The following is a 16,007-nucleotide window of genomic DNA, read 5'->3' as shown; positions in this document are numbered from 1 at the left end:
CTCCTCGCCAGTTTCACACCCACACACGCCATGTCCGGGAGAGCTGTAGATGAGCACCACCGTCAGGGCCGCCGTCTGTACCGGAACCACAGATCCGCTGCGCATCAGCGACGTCTTCCTTCCAGAGCCCGGTCCGGGACAGGTTCGGGTCCGTCTCTCCGCCGCGGGTGTGTGCCACTCCGACCTCTCCCTGGCCAACGGCACCCTTCCCCAGGCCCTGCCCGCCGTTCTCGGCCATGAGGGAGCCGGCAGGGTGGAGTCCGTGGGGCCGGACGTCACCCGCACCGACATCGCGCCCGGCCAGCACGTCGTCCTCAACTGGTCCCCGCCGTGCCGGGAGTGTTGGTTCTGCACCAACGACGAGCCCTACCTGTGCGAGCAGGGGCTGGACCCCGCCTCCCGCGCCTACGCGAACCTGGAGGACGGCACCCCCGTGTTCCCTGGCCTGGGAACCGGGGCTTTCGCCGAGGCCACCGTCGTTCCGTCGCACGCTGTGATCCCGCTACCGGAGGGGGTCACCCCCAGCACGGACGCCCTTCTCGGGTGCGCCGCCCTCACCGGGTGGGGGGCTGTCACCAACTCCGCACGGGTCCGCGCTGGTGAGTCCGCGGCCGTCATCGGACTGGGCGGGGTCGGTCTGGCGACTCTCCAGGCCCTACGCCTGGCGGGAGCCGACCCGATCATCGCCGTGGACGTGTCTCCCGCCAAGGAGGAGCTCGTCCGCAAGCTGGGTGCCAGCCACTTCGTCGCCGCGGGCGACAACACGCCCCGGGAGCTTCGTGGACTCACCGGCGGCCGTGGGGTCGACCACGCGTTCGAGGTGGTCGGTTCGAGCACCGCCATCCGCACCGCCTGGAGCGCGACGCGGCGGGGAGGGACGACGACGGTCGTCGGTGCGGGTGCCAAGGAGGACACCGTCGGGCTCAGTGCTCTGGAGATCTTCCACTCCGCGCGCACGCTACGGGGCTGCATGTACGGCGCGTGTGACCCTGACCGGGACATTCCGGTACTGGGGCAGCGGGTACGCGACGGCGAGCTCGACCTGGCTACGATGGTGACCGACGAGATCGGCCTGGACGAGGTTCCCGAAGCCTTCCGCCGCATGCGCGAGGGGCGGGGCGGACGTTCGATCGTCCGGTTCGAGTGACGAGGGGGCGGCCGCGGCCGCCCCCTCGGTTTTCGCGTGAACCGGAGTCCCACGACGATTCGGAGGGGATATTGACTCAGGCACAGGTCCAACACCCCGTACGTTCGATGGCCACGGTCACCGCCCAGCTCGTGGCCGGCGGAAGCCCGTTCGAGATGGAGACGGTCGACGTCAACGGTGTTTCCACGCGCGTCTGGAAGCACGCGCCGCCGGACCTACGCGCCGTTCTGGAAAGCAGCGCGCAGCACGGCGGGACCCCGGCACTGGTGTACGGCGACGAACACCTCTCCCACAGCGCCTACTTCCGGACCGCAGCTACCCTGGCGCACCGCCTCACCGACCAGTACGGAGTGAGCAAGGGCGACCGTGTCGCTATCGCCATGCGCAACTACCCGGAGTGGGTGGTGACCTTCTTCGCGGCCGTCTCCATCGGAGCGATCGTGGTTCCACTCAACTCCTGGTGGAGCGCGGAGGAGCTACGCTTCGGGCTGACCGACAGCGAAGCGGCGCTGCTCGTGGCAGACGAGGAACGGTTGCGGAGCCTGTCCGCGGACCTTCCGGAACTCGGCGTCCCCGCGATCGCCGTGCGCAGTGGGGCACAGCTCCCCCGGGGAGCACGGTCCTGGGAAGAGGTCGTCGGGGAGGTCACCGGGGACGTAGGGCTTCCCCCCGCCGAGCTCGCACCGGACGACCCAGCCGCCATCTTCTACACGTCGGGAACCACCGGAGTGCCCAAGGGGGCACTGAGCTCACACCGGAACATGATCTCCAACATCGTCTCCGGACAGTACGGTCGGGCCCGGTCGCTGATGCGCCTGGGGCTCGACCTTCCCGACCTGTTGGAGTACATGGCGGCGCTTCCCACCCAGGTGATCCTGTGTGTTCTTCCGCTGTTCCACACGACGGGAGCGCAGACCGTCATGCTCCCCACGCTGGCCAACGGCGGGACCCTGGTCCTGATGTACAAGTGGGACACGGACGAGGCGCTTCGGTTGATCGAACGGGAACGGGTGACCGCGATCACCGCCGTACCGGCGATGATCTCACAGATGCTGGCGTCCCCCCGGTTGGACGACCACGACCTCTCCAGCCTGCTCACACTCGCCAGTGGTGGGGCCCCGGCCGCTCCCGACCTTGTCTCCCGCGCCCGGAACCACCTGACGGACGTCCTGCTGGGGCAGGGCTACGGGCTGACCGAGTGTTCGGCGACAGCGACGGTCAACGGCGCCAGTGACTACGTGCTGCGCCCGGAGAGCGCGGGAGCACCGGTGGCGACCGTGGACATCGTGGTGGTGGATCCCGGTGGTGCGGAGCTACCCGCCGGTGAGGTGGGCGAGATCCTCATCCGCGGCCCCGGAGTGATGCTGGGCTACTGGCGGCGTCCGGATGCCACCGCTGAGGCGTTCAGCGGGGCCTGGTTGCGCACTGGGGATCTTGGTTATCTTGACCAGGAAGGCTTCCTTTACATTGTAGATCGGGCTAAGGACGTCATTATCCGCGGCGGGGAGAACATCTACTGCGCGGAGGTGGAGGCCGCCGTCCACGAGCACCCGGCCGTGGCGGACGTGGCCGTGCTCGGCGTTCCCCACGAGGTATTCGGGGAGGAAGTGGGCGCGGTGGTGCGGTTCTGGGAGGGGCAGCACGTGCCCCCCGAGGAGCTGCTCTCCCACCTGCGTTCCCGGATCGCCCCGTTCAAACTTCCCGAGCACATCCGCTCCACAGCGGAGGAGCTCCCGCGCAACGCCGCCGGCAAGCTGATGAAGAAACAGCTGAAGGAACAGCAGGGCTGGAGTTCCGCTCCCCCCGACACGTCCGGGTGACGAACGCAGCCACCAGGACGCGGGTCATATCGCCCTCCGGAAGGTAACGACGAGCAGTGGACGCGCCTCCCGTCGGTCACCGGCGTGACGTGTCCCTGCCCAACCGCGCCAGGCCTTTCCCTGCTCTCCCGGCGGCCCCGAGCCAGGAGCGGCCGGACCGGGGAGGGCCACGCGGCCCGGCTCCTTCCGGGACATGCGAACGCAGCAGGACTGTGGTCGGCGGCTCACGGGCGGCGTTCGGACGGGGACGGGTCAGCTGTGAGCCGCAGGCGAGCCGATCGGTGTCGTCTGGGCGAGGGCGATGCGCCATGCTCCCCCGGTTCGCACCACCGTGTAGGTGAGCGCTCCCGCCCCTGGCAGCGCCTCCGAGCCGTCCGTACCACTGCGACCGTCATGGACCGTCTTGACGCAGCTGACCACGGCGGTGTCCCGTGTCAGGAGGCGGATGTCAACGACCTCCACCCGGGTCCGAACCTCGCGGAGCGGAGAGGCCAGGGCGGCTGACATCGCCTCGCCGTAGGCCTCACGGCCGAGTACCCGCCGTCCGGCCAGGTTCACGATCACGACATCGGGAGTATGCAGGGAAAGCAGGTGTTCCGGGGTGTTCTGCCACTCCTGGGCCTGTGACACCAGTTCACGGATGGCTGTCTGGTCCCCTTCGGAAGGGGTGCTTGTCACGGTGTTCATACGCCGAAGCTAGAACATCAACCTTACTTGAGGTCAACTGCACCGCTCTGTTCGCCCGAATCCGGAGCGAAAGCCCACGAACGGGTCAGACCCGACCCGAGTCCGGACATCCCTGACGCGGGTGCGCGAGGGCCATATCCACCATCGGGTAGATCTCGAGCACCTCCTGCAACCTCAGCGCGTCCAGAATCCGCTGCGCTGTGGACGACGGTTCGGCCAGCACCATATGCCGCCCCTCACGGGTCAGGCTGCGGTACACCACCATCAGTTCCCGTACACCGCTAGCGTCCAGGAAGGTGACACCGGACAGGTCCACGAGCACACACGCACACCCGGACCGTCCAGCGGCGTGGAGAATCCTGTCCCGCATCGCGGTAGCAGTGGCGATGTCGATCTCCCCGTGTACGGGAACCACGACGGCTCCCGTACACGGGAAACGTTCCCATTCTCCTCCGGACACGCGGTGCCGCCCCTCCAATACGACCGTTCAGGAAATGCCTGCCGTCTTCCCGAGCTGCCACCCGCCAGTAGTGCTGGGGGCTCCCGTCCCGCTGGTGGTGAGGACTTCGCGCCTACCGTTGGTCCGCAGACGGCGCTCGGGGCACCACCAACGCCGTGACCGCACTGCTCGCCACGGGCTGCGCGCTGGGAAACGCACGGCACGGGCCTTGCTCCGCCGCGACGGACACAGCGCCCGGGGCCAGAGGGGACCCGGGCGCTCGTGGTGCCCGCTCGGCCGGGTCGCGCAGCCCGGCCCACGGGAAGGGCCGCCCGTTCCCGCGGCCGCGCCGCAGAGGAGTCCACGACGGCGCCCCGCTTCGTTCCCCGCCCCAACCGTGTCGCCGGCCGGGAAGGCGGCGCAGGAAAGCCGGTGTCGCCGACCGCGGTACGGGACGAGACCACCGGTCCGGGACGGGGCTGGCCCCGGACTGGACCGGTGGTCCTGCAACGCCTGTCCCACCAGGAGACCCTCCTGGTGACAGCCCGAACGTGACGGAACGGGTTTCATCGTTCACGCCCCGTCCCGTCCCTGTTTCCGGAGAGGGGTCCCCACCGGGTGCGGTGGGGCGCCGCGGGCACGGATCCCAGTACCCGGCGTTGGGGAAGCACGCCGGAGTAGGTCTGCTGTCCTACGCGGAACGGAGCCACCGGGGCACCTCCCTCTGTGGTGGCTGGTGCTGGTAACGGCAGGTCTCCACCCCGGGGGATGAAAGCCCTCACCTGCAGGCGGGGGAACCCGTTACTTCTTGCGCACGGAGCGTTTCCCAACCTCACGTAACTTCACGATCACCTCTGCGCGTCGGATACTAGCGGCTCAGGCTCATGCGTGTGGGACTTTTCGTGAAATTGCTCCTGGAATCTGTGGTTACCGGAACCGCTCCCGCCGCACCGGTCCTCGTTCGACTACAGAGGGGTTGCGACCACCATCCGCATCGCCAGAGGCAACTGGCGCATCTCCACCGCGCGCAGTCCCGCGGCGCGCAGAACCGTCTCGTACTCGCCCTCGGTACGTTCCCGGCCACCGGTCATCACCATCATGTGCATGTCGAACGCCAGTGCCAAGCTGGAATCGCCGCTTTCCGGAATAACCCGCTCCACGATCAGCAGTCGGCTCCTCTCGCCCATCGCCTCCCGGCACCGGGAGAGCAGCTGCCGACAGGACGTATCCCCCCAGTTGTGCAGGACACGGCACAGCAGGTAGACATCCCCGCCCGCGGGCACCTCCTCCAGGAAATCCCCTGAGGTGACAGTGCACCGCTGAGCTGCCACGTGGTCCGCCAGCTTCTCCTCTGCCACACGTGCGGTGTCGGGACGTTCGTACAGCACACCGTGCAGGTGTGGATGGGCCGAGAGAACCGCCGCCAGCAGCGTCCCGTCACCACCGCCCACGTCAACGAGGCACCGGACCGAGGAGAAATCGTAGGCATCCGCGATCCCGTCCGTCGCCACGTTCGACGCGGCCATGGCCGCGTCGAACGTGTCCTGGCGCTGCGGACAACGGGCCAGGTGCTCGTAGACGCTGTCGCCGTGTGCGATCCGGAAGGCGGTGTCCCCGGTGCGCACACTCTCCTCGAGAACCGCCCACGCCTCGGTGACGAGTGGGTCGTCATAGAACAGCACGAGATCGCGGAGCGAGGACGGGTGGTCGGCGCGCAACAGCTTCCCCATCCCGGTGATCGTGGTTCCGTCCCAGCGTGTACGTACGACGCCAAGCGCGGCGAGCAGACGCAACAGGCGCCACAGTGGGTCGGGCCGTACCGAGAGCTCGGCGGCAAGGTCGGCGTGCTCCACCGGCTCCTCGCCGAGGCGGTCCGGAAGGCCGATCCTAACGGCGGCCGCCAGCGCTTTCCCCAGCCACGGCCCGATCAGCAACCGCAGCAGCTCCGTACGGCCGGCCTCTTCACTGTGCATACCACTCCCACCCGTTACGCATGACGCTGGAATCATAACCGTACGAACAAACGGATGGCATCACCTGTGGAGTGTTCGGGGGTGATGTTCATAGCCAGTTACTCCGTTTGAAAACGAGATAGAGGGCGATACACACTCCCGCCATCAGCACCAGCGAAAACGGGTATCCCAGGGGCCACCGCAGCTCCGGCATGTGGGAGAAATTCATCCCATAAATCGTTCCCACCAGGGTGGGAGCGAACAGAATGGCCGCCCAGGAGGAAATCTTCTTGACCTGTTCGTTCTGCTGGTACCCGGCCTCGCTCAGCCTGCGCATCTCCTCGTTCTGCGCCTGGGACACGAGAGTGGCGTTGACGGTGAGAATCCCTTCCAGCATCTGCCGGAAGCCGTCGGCGCGTTCGGCGACAGTGGTGGCGTGGTCGGCCACATCGCGCAGGTGACGTCGCAGCTCCCCTGCCGCACCGGAGGTGTCGCTACCAGTGGTCAGGTGGTCGAGTATCGTCAGCAGGGACCGGGTGGCGCGTTGGAACTCGATCACCTCGCGCGAGAGTTCGTAGATGCGCCGTGATGCTTCGGGAGCGCCTTCGAAGACCCGGTTCTCGGCATCGTCCACATCGTTCTGCAGACCCGCGACGACCGGGGCGTAACCGTCCACCACCGTGTCCAGGAGTGCGTACAGCACGGACTCGGGGCCCGTCGCCAACAGGTCGGGCTTGCTTTCCAGACGCTGGCGCACGGCGGGTGGTTGGGGAACATCGCTGTGCCGGACCGTCAAAACGAAACGCCGCCCGAGGAAAATGTGGATCTCGCCGAACTGGACCCGCGCTGTGTCGTCGCGGTAGCGAGCTGGTTTGAGTACGACGAACAGGGTCTGGTTATAACGCTCGATTTTCGGACGCTGGTGGGCGACGATCGTGTCCTCCACCGCCAGCTCGTGGAGCTCGAACTCGGTCGACACGGTGGACATCTGGGATTCCGTGGGACGCAGCAGGCTCACCCAGACGAACGCACCGGGTTCCTCCGGAACGCGAGCACTCACACCGGAGAGGTCGGTGGGTGTCGCGCTGCGACGGCCACCGGTATAGATCGCCATGTCGATGACCTGTCCACTGGCTTCCTCGCCCGTTACCTCCGAACCGGCACGTGGGTCCATGGACCGTTCGGGAACGATCTCCTCCCCGTCGTGCGGCGCGATCTCCGGTGGTGTACGGCGCCCAGGAAGCCAGTCCCGTTTACGGTACTGTGGCATGATTTTCCCCAGAACCTTTGCCTTTACAGCGTAGATTCATTTGTCGCGGCGACGGTAGGATCATCTCGCCCAACCTTCCCACCGGTCAGGAGACACGCGCAGGACACGCCATTCGCCCCGGCGAAACTCCCCACAGACCAACCGCGATACCGGGAGGGTTCCGAAGCGGGGAGTGTTCCTCCCCCTACTCCCAGAGCGGGAAACGAACGGATTCGCCCCACACACGCGCCCCCACAACCGGGCAACGCAGCCGGACGCATGGGAGGCGCGGACTATCCCGGCGGCCGCACTCCCGCGGAGCACCGCGTCCTCCTGACTCCCGGAACGCCAGGACCATCCCCGGAAACCGAGGTGAACGACGGGACCCGGAACGTCGCGATCCCCGGCGTGACGACCAGGGAAGAAGGAACCTGGCTGCCGGTAACACCGGCGGAACTCTTCCGTTCCCCGAGACACTTGCCGCGGGACGGGGACGGGGACGGGAACCGAACACAGAGAACATCCCGTCGGGAGACCAGGAACCCCACCGGCAAAGGACGCGAAAGGCCAAACCGGTCCGCGCTCCGTTCCGCCCCGCCCACGGTTGGCCCTTCGTAGGTGGTGGTAAACCAGGATCTGCCACTGCGGCGGTGAATATCCCGGGCGGCCGGACTGGCCGCATCAGCCTGTGGAGCGCAGGTAAGACCCGAGCACGCTCGGGCACAGCGCGGCGAAGCAGGAATCCGCCGCAGCGGCCAGGTGGCCGCCGTAGGAATCCCCGGCCTTTAAGGCCAGGGAGCGGAAGTCAATTTCGGGTGATACCTCTTCCCCCGGAGGGCTCTGTAGCGTCTGCGTCATGGAGTGGAGTGACAGCGGGACGGACAGCGGAACGACCGGGCCGAGGGGGCGACGAACCTCCGGGACGGTCCGGTGCGTACCACGGTCCGGGGCCTACTCCTCACCGCATTCGTGTTGGCCGCGGCACTCGACACGTGGTGGTCCGTTTCCGGTACCGGACAGGTGTCGGTGTTCTCGGGATGGACCCCCGTCCTCGGGACACTGGCCTACGCCCTCGGCAGGCTCAACACGCGGACCGCTGCGTGGCTGCCCGCCGTCGCCGCGCTGTTGCAACCGTTCACCACCCTGTACGGCGCGGGTGGGGTAACGCTCGCTCTCGCCAAGGGCACCGTCGGGGTCTGTTTCGTGGTTCTTCCGTGGCTGCTCGGCCGTTACCTGCGGGAACGCGCGGCTGCCGCCTCTGTTGGGTGGGAGCGCGCCGAGCTACTGGAACGGGAGCAGGAGGTGGTCGCAGAGCGGGAGCGGTTACGGGAGCGCGCCCGGCTCGCCGAGGAGACGCACGACACTCTGGGGCACGAGCTCAGCCTCATCGCCGTGCGTGCCGGTTCGATGCAGGTCTCCCCTGCTGCCGGGGAGGAAGAACTACGCGGGGAAGCGGGCGAGCTACGGGAGGACGCCGTCCGTGCCATGGAGCGGCTGCAGGAGATCATGGGGATCCTTCGGGACACGGACGGGACGCTGCCCGGCGGAGCACATCGGCAGTCGGTCACCGGGCTGGTCGCGAGCGCCCGCGAGGCCGGAATGAGTGTCCGGATGCTGGGAGCCGGCTGTCTCGAGGGTCTTCCGGAGTACGCGCAACACGCGCTCTACCGAGTGGCGAGGGAGGCGTTGACGAACGCGGACAAGCACGCCTCCGGAGCCGCGGTCGCGCTCCACGCCGAGCGGGAGGCGCGGGACGGTGTCACGCTCCGGGTCAGTAACGACCCTCCTCCCGAGGGCGCGCAAGACACCGGAGGGCCAACGGGAGGGAGCGGTCTTGCCGGTCTCGGGGAATACCTACGGTCCGTGGGCGGAACCGTCCGGTCGGGGCCACGCTCCGACGGCGGGTTCGAGGTGGTGGCACGGCTGCCGCGGGCCACAGACGGTCCACGCTCGACCGTTCCGGGATCGGGGGTACGACGGCAGTTCGTCACACACCGACGCCGTGTCCACCGGGCGCTGGCCACCAGCGTCGCTGTCCCCGCCGGAGCTGTGGCGGTTCTGACAGCGCTGTGGCTGGGATACTACGGTTATGTGTCCGCCGACTCGGTGCTGGAACCCGACACGTTCCACCGTCTCCGTATCGGGGAGGACCAACGGAGGGTGGAGGACACTCTCCCCGACACGCAGATGCTCGATCCTCCGCGTCAGGGTGAGCCGCCGGATGCCGCCTGCCAGTACTACCGCACGCGGGCCGCGTTTCCGGGAACGGGCACGGAGGCCTACCGGTTGTGCTTCACTCAGGGTCAGCTCACCACCAAGGAGACCGTCCGCCTGGGATCGGTAGGGGAGGAGGATCAGTGATCCGGGTACTGCTGGCCGACGACGAGAGGCTGATACGTGCGGGCATCGGCAGCATCCTGTCGTCCGACCCCGCCATCGAGGTGGCGGCCGAGGCCGACTCCGGCCGGGAGGCGGTCGACAGGGCCCGCGAGTACCAGCCGGACGTGGCGCTTGTCGACATCCGGATGCCCGACACCGACGGGCTCACCGCCATCCCCGGAATCACGGGAGCGTCACCGGCAACCGCAGTGGCGATGCTGACCACGTTCGGCAGGGACGAGTACGTCACCCGCGCTCTCGACGAGGGCGCGAACGGCTTCCTGCTGAAGACCGCTGCCCCCCACGAACTGGTGTCGGGTGTGCACGCCATCGCGGCCGGCGGGGCTTTCCTCTCCCCCGAGATCACGCGGCGGGTCATAACGCACGTGCGGAACCGGAGGGTCTCTCCGGACGAGGACCGGCTCGCTGTGCTCAGTGCTCGGGAACGGGACGTACTGGCACTGGTCGGTGACGGAAGGTCCAACGCCGAGATCGCGCGGAAACTGTACGTCTCCGAGGAGACAGTGAAGAGTCATGTCAGTGCGATACTCGCACGACTCGACCTGGCCAACCGGGTCCAAGCGGCCATCCTGGCCCACGAGGCCGGGATCGCCACCGAGTGACACCTGCTCCGACGTGAGGAGGGACCGTGAACGACACCGGGCCGGATCCGTCGCCCTGGTTCCGGATCCGGGCGGCTTCCCCCGAGGACGCGCTGGCAGTGGACACTGTCCGCACGGCGGGTTGGCGTCACGCCTACCGGGGCGTCGTCCCCGATGCCGTCCTGGACGGCATGACGCCCGACCCGCCACGCCGACGACGGCAACTCGCGGATCCCGGCCCCGGCGGCTTCGACTACCTCGCCGAGTCCGGTGGAAGAGTGATCGGATGGGTTTCCGCCGGCCCCGTGCGCGACAGCGACCTGTCCACCGCGGTACAGGAGGTGTACGCCTGTTATGTCCATCCCGACCAGTGGGGACACGGCGTCGGCGCGGCGCTGCTCACCACGGCGCTGGGTACCCTCACCGGCCGTCCGGGCGTACCGGAGGTGGTGCTGTGGGTGTTGGAGGGCAACGGGCGCGCCCGCCGGTTCTATGAGCGGCACGGTTTCACTCCCGACGGGACGCGCAGACTTCTCCCGCCGGGCCGTGTCCCCGGTGATGTCGCCGAGGTGCGTTACGTCCACGCGACGCGGGCCCCTCATCACGGAGACGTGTGACGAACGGGATTGCCGCGGTCAGTGAAAGGCCCGGGACGCTCGTTGCTCCCCGTCCGGACGGGCCTGCTGGCATAGTGGAACGCAGAGCATGCATCGTGGTGCCCGCGACCCGTGTCCCAGTTCGGCAGCTCCATGAACGAACCACTGTTCGACCCCGTCCCCGAACCCGTCGTTGTCTCGCCGGGGGCGGTCCACGTCCCCGGATGGCTGGGGCTCCCCCGGCAACGTGAGCTCGTCGGCCGTTGCCGCGAATGGGTGCGCTCCCCCGCCGGTATGCGCAAACACCGGACACCGACAGGCGGGCGGATGAGCGTCGCCATGGCCTCGCTCGGCTGGTTCTGGGAACCCTACAGCTATTCGCGCACGCTTCCGGACGGGACACCGGTACCACCGTTCCCACCCGAACTAGGGGAACTCGCCCGAGCGGGGGTGGCAGCTGCCTACGGGCACGCGCCGGAACCGGAGAGCCCCGGCTACGACGTGGCACTGGTGAACTTCTACGACGCTGAGGCGAGAATGGGAATGCACCAGGACCGGGAGGAACGCGCCGACGCTCCGGTCGTCTCGCTCAGTGTCGGTGACACGTGCGTGTTCCGGTTCGGCAACACCGAAACGCGCGGGCGCCCCTACACCGACGTCGAGCTACGCAGCGGCGACCTGTTCGTATTCGGCGGCCCCTCCCGTATGGCCTACCACGGGGTGCCACGCACACGTCCCGGGAGCGCCGATCCCGACTGCGGGTTGGCCTCTGGCCGGCTGAACGTCACCATCCGTGCCACCGGCTTCGGCTGACGGGTTCCGACGGCGGACCCGGGCACTCCTCACCCGTGCTCCTCGACGGCGACCAGTCCGTACCGGGTCTGCCGTGCTATGGCGTCCACGACGTCCGATATCCGTCCTCGCCGGGCGTAGGCCGCTCGTTGGCGGTAGGCGCCCGATCCCGCTGCCAGTACCCGGGCGAGGAGCCGTTGCGCAAGGTCCTGGTCCGGGGCGGACAGGCCGTGCGCGGCGACGTCGAGCAGTCGCCACACCATGTTCCGGGCGGTGGCGAGCTCGCCGGACACGGGGTCCAGGGTGTAGCCCTCCAGCCCGTCGTAGGCCGCGCGCCAGATCGCCAGCCGCAGCATCCGGTCCCCCGGGATCGGGGGCGGTTCCCCCATCGCGATCCGGTCCAACGCCACGGCGGCGAGACCACGTACCAGCAGCGCGGTCAGTACCGCCTCCTCAGCTGTGGCCGCCGCGTCCCCGATCCGCATCTCTACCGTGGGCACGTGCGCGGAGAGCCGCACGTCCCAGTAGACCATGCCCCGGTCCAGTATCGCTCCCGAGGCCAGCATCTCGCTGACAGCCTGTTCGTACTCCGCCATCGAACTCAGCCATGGCGGCGGTCCCGCCGACGGAAGCCGTGCCCACGTAACCGTGCGCCAGCTCGCGTGGCCCGTGTCCCGGCCTCCGATGAACGGGGAGTTGGCGTTCAGTGCCAGCAGGCACGGCAGCCACCCCCGCAGCTGGTTCACCACCCCCAGTGCTGTTTCCCGGTCAGTGATCCCCACGTGAATGTGGCATCCGCACACGGCGTGCGCGTCACGCAGGGCGCCGAACTGCTCGGCGATGGCGCGGTACCGGGTTCCGTCGGTGATGGGGGGTGCTCCTACCTCTCCCAGCACAGCGGTTCCGGTGGCGGTAACGGCCAGCCCACGGTCGTCAGCGGCACCGGCCAGCTTCCGTCTGCTGTGGGCCAGGCAGTCGTAGAGCTCAGCGCCGGTACGGCAGACGGGGCTGACCGCTTCCACCTGGAAACGGGTGATCTCGGCACACAGTTTCCCCCCGTTTCCGGGGTCTCCCCTCCCCGACTCCAGGATGTCCTGGGCTCGGGCGCTGGCACGGCGGGTTCCGGCGTCGACGAGGAAGAACTCCTCCTCCACGCCGATCGTCGGTTCGAAGGGTGCCAGCGAGGCGGAACCGCCAGGATGTTCACTCTGGCGCGGTTGGTGGGGCGCACGTGTGGGATCGTTCATCCGAGGACCTCGGGCTTTCCAGAGATGCCGGGGTTCCTCTCCTGCCGCGTCCCGGCAGGGGCGCAGGAGAACCGGAGGAGCTGGTTTGTAGGGATGCCGACCGTGCCGGTCACTGTCCACTTCCCGCTCCCCCGCATCCGGGAAACGGGTTCCGCTACCGCGGATCGGAACTGTCGCAGGTAGTACTACCCCGTTTTCGAGGTACCGATATCGCGTTTTCCACATGATCGGCGGAGCGTCGCTCCCGTTGCCCCGAAGTCCTGCGGGGGTAGGGGTGGGCGCGTGCGGTTCCCCGGGCCGCGCCGATCCCGGCGACCACCACTGCCGCCATCCCGACCAGTTCCATCGGCAGCGGTGTCTGCGCGATGATCAGCATTCCCATCACCAGGCTGACAGCGGGTTCCAGACTGACGAAGGTGCTGTAGGCGGTGCGGTTCATCCGTTGGAGCACCACCATTTCCAGGAGGAACGGAACGACCGGGAACAGTATCGCGATGCCCAGTGTGGCGGCCAGGATGTGCCAGCTCGGTGCGGCCAGGACCGATGGTGCCCCCAGGGGGGCGGTGACGCCCGCGGCGACGGTCATCGCCAGCGCCAGTCCGTGTACCGCGCTGAAACTACCGCCGACACGCTGGGTGAGCACGATGTAGAGACCGACACATGTGGCACCGGTGAGCCCCAGTAGGATCCCGACCGGGTCGGTCTCCCCGTTCCAGGGACGGGTGAGGAGCAGGACGCCCGTTGCGGCCGCGAGGAGCCAGACAAGCTCGGCACGCCGCCGCAGTGCCAGCACGGCCACGACGAGCGGCCCGAGGAACTCCAGCGCGGTGGCTGTTCCCAGGTCTATGCGCGCCGTCGCTTCGGAGTAGAGGGCCATCATCCCCGCGCTGACTGTGCCCAGCATCACCACGGACGCGCGTTCGCGCGGGGTGGCTTCCCGGACGGCCCGCCACAGGGAGGGCCCGCTGAGCAGCAGCAGTATCAGAGCCGCCCATGACAGTCGTAGCCATGTGACCCCGAGGGCTCCGACCTGTCCGAAGAGAGTGACGGCCAGTGCCCCACCGGTCTGCAGGGAGAACATGCCCAACAGCAGCAGAACGGGGGCCGGGATGCGGTTACCGGCAGCGAACAGCGACGAAGGGAGGAATGTAGGCACCCGACCATTGGATCCATCCGTTTCGTTTCTGTCCACGGAGCATTGGTGGATTAACCGTGTAGTTTTGTTCCATGGATTTGACGCGCCTGCGGCTGCTGGTGGAGTTGGAGCGGCTCGGCACGATGGGTGCGGTGGCGGAAACCACCGGCATGGGGACCTCGGCGGTCTCCAAGCATTTCGCCGTGTTGGAACGTGAGGCCGGGGTGGCGCTTCTCGTCCCGGACGGGCGCCGGGTACGGCTGACACCCGCCGGGCACCGTCTGGCCGAACACGCGGCCGACATCCTCGCCCGGGTGGAGACGGCACGGACCGAGATGGCCGGCACGGGAGAGGCCGTGGGCCGGGTCGACCTGGTGACGTTCACGAGCGTCGCATCGCCGATCGTCCTTCCCGCTCTGGCGGGGCTGCGCGACAACCACCCGGGGATCGAGGTGCGGCTTATCGAGCACGAACCGGACGACGCGCTGGAACTGTTGCAGAGCGGCAGCGCCGACATGGGACTGGTGTACGAGTACAGCCTGGTGCCGCGGCATTTCCCCGCGACGTTGGCGCTGCAGCAGATCGGTACGGAACCGCTGCTGCTCTCGCACCCGTCGAGCGCGCGGGCGAGCAGCAGGGCCATGACGCCGCAACGGCTGCGGGCCTTCTCCGGAGAGTGGTGGATAGCCAACTCGCGCGGAAGCGACGAGGATGAGCTGGTCCAGCGCATGTGCGCGGCGGCAGGGTTCACTCCCCGGATCAGGCACCGCATCGACAACCTGGAGGTGGTGGAGCGGGTGGTCGCTGCCGGATGGGGTGTGGGGGTGATGCCCAAGCTGGCGGCCGTGACGCGACGCGGGGTCACCCACGCACCGTTGGGAGCGCTGGGCGGTATGCGCCGGGTTTCCCTGGTGAGCCGCACGGGGAGCTGGGCGTGGCGCCCCATACGTCTGGTGGCGGATTATCTGCGTTCCGCCGCCCGCGGGGTTCTGGACAACGACGACACCGCGGTCAGCTCGTCTCCTGGTTCGAGGGTATGAGAGGGCCGATCGAGGGGACGGGAACTTTGGCCGCCGCCTCCCGGACAGCGGTGAGCAGCGGTTCGGGGGTGGCGCCCGCCCGGCTGAGTGCCACGATGTGCCGCTGTGCTGTGTTGCGCACCGCACGCACCACGAGGTGGGGAGCGGAAAGCCCGGTCCAGGCGAGCCGCGGCATCAGCGCTATCCCCAGTCCTGCCTGGACCAGCGCGAAGACGGCGCTGAAGTCGTCGACAGTGTGGCTCACCCGGGGTTGGAACCCGGCCCGGTGACACGCCGCCGTGACGCAGTCGTACCAGGCCGTGCGTGGCGCCGACATGATCCAGTCGGTGTCGGCCAGATCCGTGGCGAGCTCCAGGTCGGTCGAGGCGGCCAACGGATGCTGGTACGGCAGTACCGCGTCGAAGGGTTCGACCATGATGGCGTCCACACGGAACTCGGCGGTGCCGTGCGGGGGCAGGTGGGCCGAGGACATCGTGATCGCCACATCGATGGCTCCGCTGCGGAGCATCTCCGTGCTCACTTCCGGTTCGGCCTGTACGACCGAGAAGTGCCATCCCGGGTCCGTCTTCTGCAGCGCCGCGACGGCGGGAGCCACGAGGTCGGATATCGCGGTGGAGAACGCCCCTATACGCGCGTAGCCCACGGTGCCCTCGGCGGACTCGGTCAGGTCTGCCTGGGCCCGTTCCATTTCCGCGAAGATGACGTTCGCGTGCTCGAGGAGGACGCGTCCCGGACCGGTGAGGTGGAATCGCCTCCCCTGGCGCTCCACCAGGGTCACGCCGGTTTCCTTGGACAGCGCCGTGAGCTGCTGGGAGACGGCGGAGGGGGTGACGTTCAACGCCTCCGCCGTACCTGCCACAGTGTGGTGCTGATCGAGCGCCTGTAAGAGTTGCAGCCGCCGGACATCGATCATGGGTCCAAT

At 68.2% G+C, this 16,007-nt stretch carries 14 protein-coding genes; 7 read left to right on the top strand and 7 right to left on the bottom strand.

Annotated features, from left to right (window positions below; translation table 11 throughout):
• The first annotated feature begins 49 nt into the window (after window positions 1-49).
• Both FHX37_RS07205 and FHX37_RS07200 read left to right on the top strand, forming a co-directional pair.
• Window positions 50-1,147 carry a Zn-dependent alcohol dehydrogenase gene (locus tag FHX37_RS07205; protein ID WP_141922974.1) on the top strand — a complete coding sequence of 366 codons (1,098 nt, stop codon included), beginning with the start codon at window positions 50-52 and terminating at the stop codon, window positions 1,145-1,147.
• Between the two features lie 107 nt (window positions 1,148-1,254).
• Complete coding sequence (locus FHX37_RS07200; protein ID WP_246062165.1) at window positions 1,255-2,967, top strand: class I adenylate-forming enzyme family protein; 1,713 nt, start codon at window positions 1,255-1,257, stop codon at window positions 2,965-2,967.
• A gap of 252 nt (window positions 2,968-3,219) precedes the next feature.
• Here FHX37_RS07200 and FHX37_RS07195 read toward each other — a convergent pair whose 3' ends face one another.
• The 4 genes from FHX37_RS07195 to FHX37_RS07180 form a co-directional block, all read right to left on the bottom strand.
• Complete coding sequence (locus FHX37_RS07195) at window positions 3,220-3,654, bottom strand: SgcJ/EcaC family oxidoreductase (RefSeq protein WP_211351760.1); 435 nt, start codon at window positions 3,652-3,654, stop codon at window positions 3,220-3,222.
• A gap of 85 nt (window positions 3,655-3,739) precedes the next feature.
• Complete coding sequence (locus FHX37_RS07190; protein ID WP_246062164.1) at window positions 3,740-4,069, bottom strand: STAS domain-containing protein; 330 nt, start codon at window positions 4,067-4,069, stop codon at window positions 3,740-3,742.
• Window positions 4,070-5,058: 989 nt separating this feature from the next.
• Window positions 5,059-6,066 carry a methyltransferase gene (locus FHX37_RS07185; protein ID WP_211351759.1) on the bottom strand — a complete coding sequence of 336 codons (1,008 nt, stop codon included), beginning with the start codon at window positions 6,064-6,066 and terminating at the stop codon, window positions 5,059-5,061.
• 88 nt (window positions 6,067-6,154) lie between these two features.
• The gene (locus tag FHX37_RS07180) at window positions 6,155-7,315 is read right to left on the bottom strand and encodes a magnesium and cobalt transport protein CorA (protein WP_141922968.1); all 1,161 of its coding nucleotides are present in this window, start codon (window positions 7,313-7,315) and stop codon (window positions 6,155-6,157) included.
• Between the two features lie 909 nt (window positions 7,316-8,224).
• On the opposite strand from FHX37_RS07180, the gene FHX37_RS07175 reads away from it, so the two are divergent.
• The 4 genes from FHX37_RS07175 (at window position 8,225) to FHX37_RS07160 (ending at window position 11,684) form a co-directional block, all read left to right on the top strand.
• Window positions 8,225-9,655 (top strand): sensor histidine kinase, encoded by a 1,431-nt coding sequence (locus FHX37_RS07175; RefSeq protein WP_141922967.1) that lies wholly within the window; start codon window positions 8,225-8,227, stop codon window positions 9,653-9,655.
• The gene (locus tag FHX37_RS07170; protein ID WP_141922965.1) at window positions 9,652-10,296 is read left to right on the top strand and encodes a response regulator; all 645 of its coding nucleotides are present in this window, start codon (window positions 9,652-9,654) and stop codon (window positions 10,294-10,296) included. Before FHX37_RS07175 ends, FHX37_RS07170 begins: the two co-directional genes overlap by 4 nt.
• A gap of 26 nt (window positions 10,297-10,322) precedes the next feature.
• Window positions 10,323-10,892 carry a GNAT family N-acetyltransferase gene (locus FHX37_RS07165; RefSeq protein WP_141922963.1) on the top strand — a complete coding sequence of 190 codons (570 nt, stop codon included), beginning with the start codon at window positions 10,323-10,325 and terminating at the stop codon, window positions 10,890-10,892.
• A 132-nt stretch (window positions 10,893-11,024) separates the two neighbouring features.
• Entirely contained in the window at window positions 11,025-11,684 is a 660-nt protein-coding gene (locus tag FHX37_RS07160) for an alpha-ketoglutarate-dependent dioxygenase AlkB family protein (RefSeq protein ID WP_141922961.1), read from the top strand.
• Window positions 11,685-11,713: 29 nt separating this feature from the next.
• On the opposite strand, the gene FHX37_RS07155 is transcribed toward FHX37_RS07160, so the two are convergent.
• Window positions 11,714-12,910: a carboxylate-amine ligase gene (locus FHX37_RS07155; RefSeq protein ID WP_141922959.1), complete on the bottom strand. Its 1,197-nt coding sequence runs from the start codon at window positions 12,908-12,910 to the stop codon at window positions 11,714-11,716.
• Window positions 12,911-13,064: 154 nt separating this feature from the next.
• On the bottom strand, window positions 13,065-13,991 hold the full coding sequence (locus FHX37_RS07150) for an EamA family transporter (RefSeq protein ID WP_141925086.1): 927 nt from the start codon (window positions 13,989-13,991) through the stop codon (window positions 13,065-13,067).
• Window positions 13,992-14,137: 146 nt separating this feature from the next.
• Here FHX37_RS07150 and FHX37_RS07145 point away from each other — a divergent pair, with 146 nt between their 5' ends.
• A complete protein-coding gene (locus FHX37_RS07145; protein WP_141922957.1) occupies window positions 14,138-15,085 on the top strand; it encodes a LysR substrate-binding domain-containing protein in 948 nt (315 codons plus the stop codon).
• On the opposite strand, the gene FHX37_RS07140 is transcribed toward FHX37_RS07145, so the two are convergent.
• Window positions 15,057-15,998 carry a LysR family transcriptional regulator gene (locus FHX37_RS07140; RefSeq protein ID WP_141922955.1) on the bottom strand — a complete coding sequence of 314 codons (942 nt, stop codon included), beginning with the start codon at window positions 15,996-15,998 and terminating at the stop codon, window positions 15,057-15,059. The genes FHX37_RS07145 and FHX37_RS07140 overlap by 29 nt on opposite strands.
• Window positions 15,999-16,007 lie beyond the last annotated feature (9 nt).

The organism is Haloactinospora alba (genome assembly GCF_006717075.1).
In the GTDB taxonomy this organism is placed as follows: Bacteria; Actinomycetota; Actinomycetes; order Streptosporangiales; family Streptosporangiaceae; genus Haloactinospora; species Haloactinospora alba.
Note: the sequence above shows the minus strand (reverse complement) of the source record. Positions and strands in the feature narration are given on the sequence as shown.